General features: G+C 33.5%; 3 protein-coding genes. 2 read left to right on the top strand and 1 reads right to left on the bottom strand.

Annotated elements, in window-relative coordinates; genetic code table 11:
- Positions 1 to 1,062 (top strand): restriction endonuclease subunit S (locus tag CS921_RS15430; RefSeq protein ID WP_099225455.1); only part of this gene is annotated, 1,062 nt, incomplete at its 5' end.
- A gap of 80 nt (positions 1,063 to 1,142) precedes the next feature.
- Positions 1,143 to 2,072, top strand: coding sequence for a site-specific integrase (locus tag CS921_RS15425; RefSeq protein WP_099225451.1), 930 nt, complete (start codon positions 1,143 to 1,145; stop codon positions 2,070 to 2,072).
- Positions 2,073 to 2,175: 103 nt separating this feature from the next.
- Here CS921_RS15425 and CS921_RS15420 read toward each other — a convergent pair.
- Positions 2,176 to 3,357, bottom strand: a 1,182-nt coding sequence (locus tag CS921_RS15420; RefSeq protein ID WP_162921811.1) for a restriction endonuclease subunit S, incomplete at its 5' end; no start/stop codon positions are given.

Below are 3,357 nucleotides of genomic sequence, written 5' to 3'. Positions count from 1 at the left end.
TGGGAACAGCGTAAGTTGGGGAAGCTAGCTGAACAGTTCAAAAGTGGGATAAACATTAAAGCTGAAAATATCTACAAAACTGGGAAGTTCCCGGTATATGGTGGTAATGGTATTCGTGGTTATACTAATACTTATAATCATGACGGAAATTTTGCTTTAATTGGAAGACAGGGGGCATTAAGTGGAAATATGAATTACTCTGTTGGAAAAGCATATTTTACTGAACATGCTATTGCGGTTAAAGCTAATAGAGAGAACGACACTAAATTTTTATTTTACCTAATGAATAAACTGAAATTAGGTAAATGGGTTACACAATCTGCACAACCTGGGTTAGCAGTGGGAGTAATAACAGAAATTAGAACCTCAATACCTAATAAGAATGAACAAGATAAAATAAGTCATTTTTTCACCCATTTTGATAACACGATCACTCTTCATCAGCGTAAGCTAGACTTGCTCAAACAGTTGAAACAGGGCTTTTTGCAGCAGATGTTTCCGCAAAAAGAGGCGAAAGTTCCGAGAGTAAGGTTTGCTAACTTTGAAGGGGAATGGGAACAGTGTAAGCTAGAGCAGGTCATAGAGAAGCAGATAAAGGGAAAGGCTCATTTAGAAAAGTTAAGTAAAGGAAATGTAGAATATCTGGACGCTTCAAGATTAAATGGTGGTAAAGCGCTTTTTACTAATGGAGTTAAAAATGTTGAAAAAAATGACATATTAATATTGTGGGATGGGTCTAAAGCAGGGACTGTTTATACAGGTTTTTCAGGTGCTTTAGGATCTACTCTAAAAGCATATAGAACAAATATTGATAGCAGATTTGTTTATCATTTTTTAAAAAGTCAACAGAAAATCATCTATGAAAATTATAGAACTCCTAACATTCCGCATGTACAAAAAGATTTCTTAGAGATTTTTGAAATTAATATTTCCCCTCTTGAAGAGCAGCAAAGAATAGGACTATTCTTCAAACAACTCGATGAAACACTCATTCTTTATCAACTACAAATTGATAAACTAAAGAAATGCAAAACAGCTTTCCTCCAAAAAATGTTCATATAAATTTCCAAGCATACAAAAAATCTCCCTGATAAAATATAGAAGGTTACATACCTAATATTTTAATCACGGAGGTTTTTATTTTGACAAGAAAGAAGAAAACAACGCAATTATTTTCGCAGTACTTTGAAGAATGGATCGAACTTTATAAGGTAGGCGCAGTTCGGCCGATAACATTGAAAAAATACTATATTAGTAAACAACATGTCGAAGAGCTCGCACCTGATTTGAAAATAAGTGATTTATCTCGCAGAACTTATCAAAAATTATTGAATGATTACGCCTTAACCCATGAAAAACAAACAACCATGGATTTTCACCATCAACTAAAAGGCGCGATTCTTGATGCTGTAGATGATGGTTTAATTGCACAAAATCCTACAAGGAAAATTATCATAAAAGGGAAAAAGCCTAGAGAAAAGCGGCCGAAATTTTTGAACCAATTTGAAGTACAGGCTCTAATAAAAGAAATGAATCTTACAAATGAGCTTAATTGGGACTGGTTTATACTGTTAATTCTAAAAACAGGGTTGCGTTTTTCAGAAGCTTTAGCAATCACACCGAATGATTTTGACTTTTCCTCACAAAAATTGACAGTAGATAAAACTTGGGATTATAAATCGTCAAAAGGAAAATTTCAACCGACAAAAAATGAATCTTCCAAAAGAAAAATCCAACTTGACTGGCAAACCGCTATGCAATTTTCACAATTAGTGAAAGCCATTCCTGATGAACAACCAATTTTTGTTAAAGGAAGAATATTTAATTCCACCGTAAACAACCGACTCCAAGTTTTATGTAATAAGGCTGAAATACCCAATATTTCAATTCACGGTTTGAGACATACCCACGCTTCATTACTTCTTTTTGCAGATGTTTCTATCGCTACAGTAGCAAGGAGATTGGGCCATTCCAGTATGTCGACAACGCAAGAGACATATCTGCATATCATTCATGAACTCGAGAATCAGGATAATGATAAAATTATGCGGCATTTGTCGACGATCGCATAGTCGATTACATTTAAAGAGAAACAAAAATTTTGCAAAACTCATTAATAAAATGACTCTATTGCCTAATCTTTGCTTCTCTTATTTTTATTAGCTGTAATATCAATTAAAGGAACATTTTCTTAAGATAACCTTGCTTTATACCTTTTAACCTTTGTAATTTTTTTTGCTGTAAAATGATTATATAATCTATCTGTTTAAATACTAACCCTATGTTTGTTTGTTCGGCTATAGGTGGATAAATTAAATTTAAACCTCCAAATTGAGAGAAACTAATTGACTTACCGTCACGAATTCCAAAAGTAACAACTTTAAGTGACTCAATGAATTTAAACGTTTTAAATTGAGTTTTCCAAAACAAGTTATTGTGTTGGTTTATTTTTTTATGTGCAAAAATAGTGTATGCAGGGCTTGTGATCCCAAGTTTATCTGATAATTCAAATCCACCTTGGAAAGAGCGCAAACTAATGATAAAATCTTCTGGATGAATTACTTTATAATTTTTTAACGTAGCCAAGTCATACTTAATATCAATATCAAGCTTTTCACGATATACAACGCCATTATCTTGTGTAATTGATAGGAGTGGTAGTTCAGGATGTCCTTTTTCAGTAACGACATGAAATAATTCTTTTGCTTTACGCTGTTCCCATTCCCCCTCAAAATTAGCAAACCTTACTCTCGGAACTTTCTCCTCTTTTTGCGGGAACAACTGCTGCAAAAAGCCCTGTTTCAACTGTTTAAGCAAATCTAACTTACGCTGATGAAGAGTGATAGTTTCATCGATTGATGTTAAAAAAACACCAATTTTCTTTTGTTCATCTTTGTTAATTGGAAATCTAAAAAACATTTCGCTCAAAGCTGTTCCCGTTGTTAAGGCTCTTGTTGTCATCGAGCTTTTCTTTACTACTTCTTGCCTGAAATTTGTAGTGAAGAATACATATTTCTTAAATTCATTAACTAATGGATCTATATCCAGTGCCCTACCTCTTAAAACAAAGCCACTGAAAACAGTTTTATCAAGGGCGTCCATCATTACAGCGGGGTACCCAATTTCGTCAATAGTTTCTGAAGTCCTCGTGAAAAATAAATCACCTTGTTTAACTTCGTATCTTTTTATTTCAGAGTTAGAAAGAGTAACTTTTCCTTTCAGTTTATCTGCACTAATCTCTCTGTTATGAAAAACATCAGTAAAGTTAACTATGGGTGTTCCTTCTCCAAAAAACCTTTTTTCTTTATTTAACCCATTCTTAAAAAAATAAAAGTCACCCAACTTACGCTGTTCCCA

It is taken from the genome of Listeria costaricensis (genome assembly GCF_900183385.1).
GTDB classification, from domain to species: Bacteria; Bacillota; Bacilli; order Lactobacillales; family Listeriaceae; genus Listeria; species Listeria costaricensis.
The sequence above is the reverse complement of the archived record's forward strand: the minus strand, read 5'-3'. Positions and strand labels throughout refer to the sequence as shown.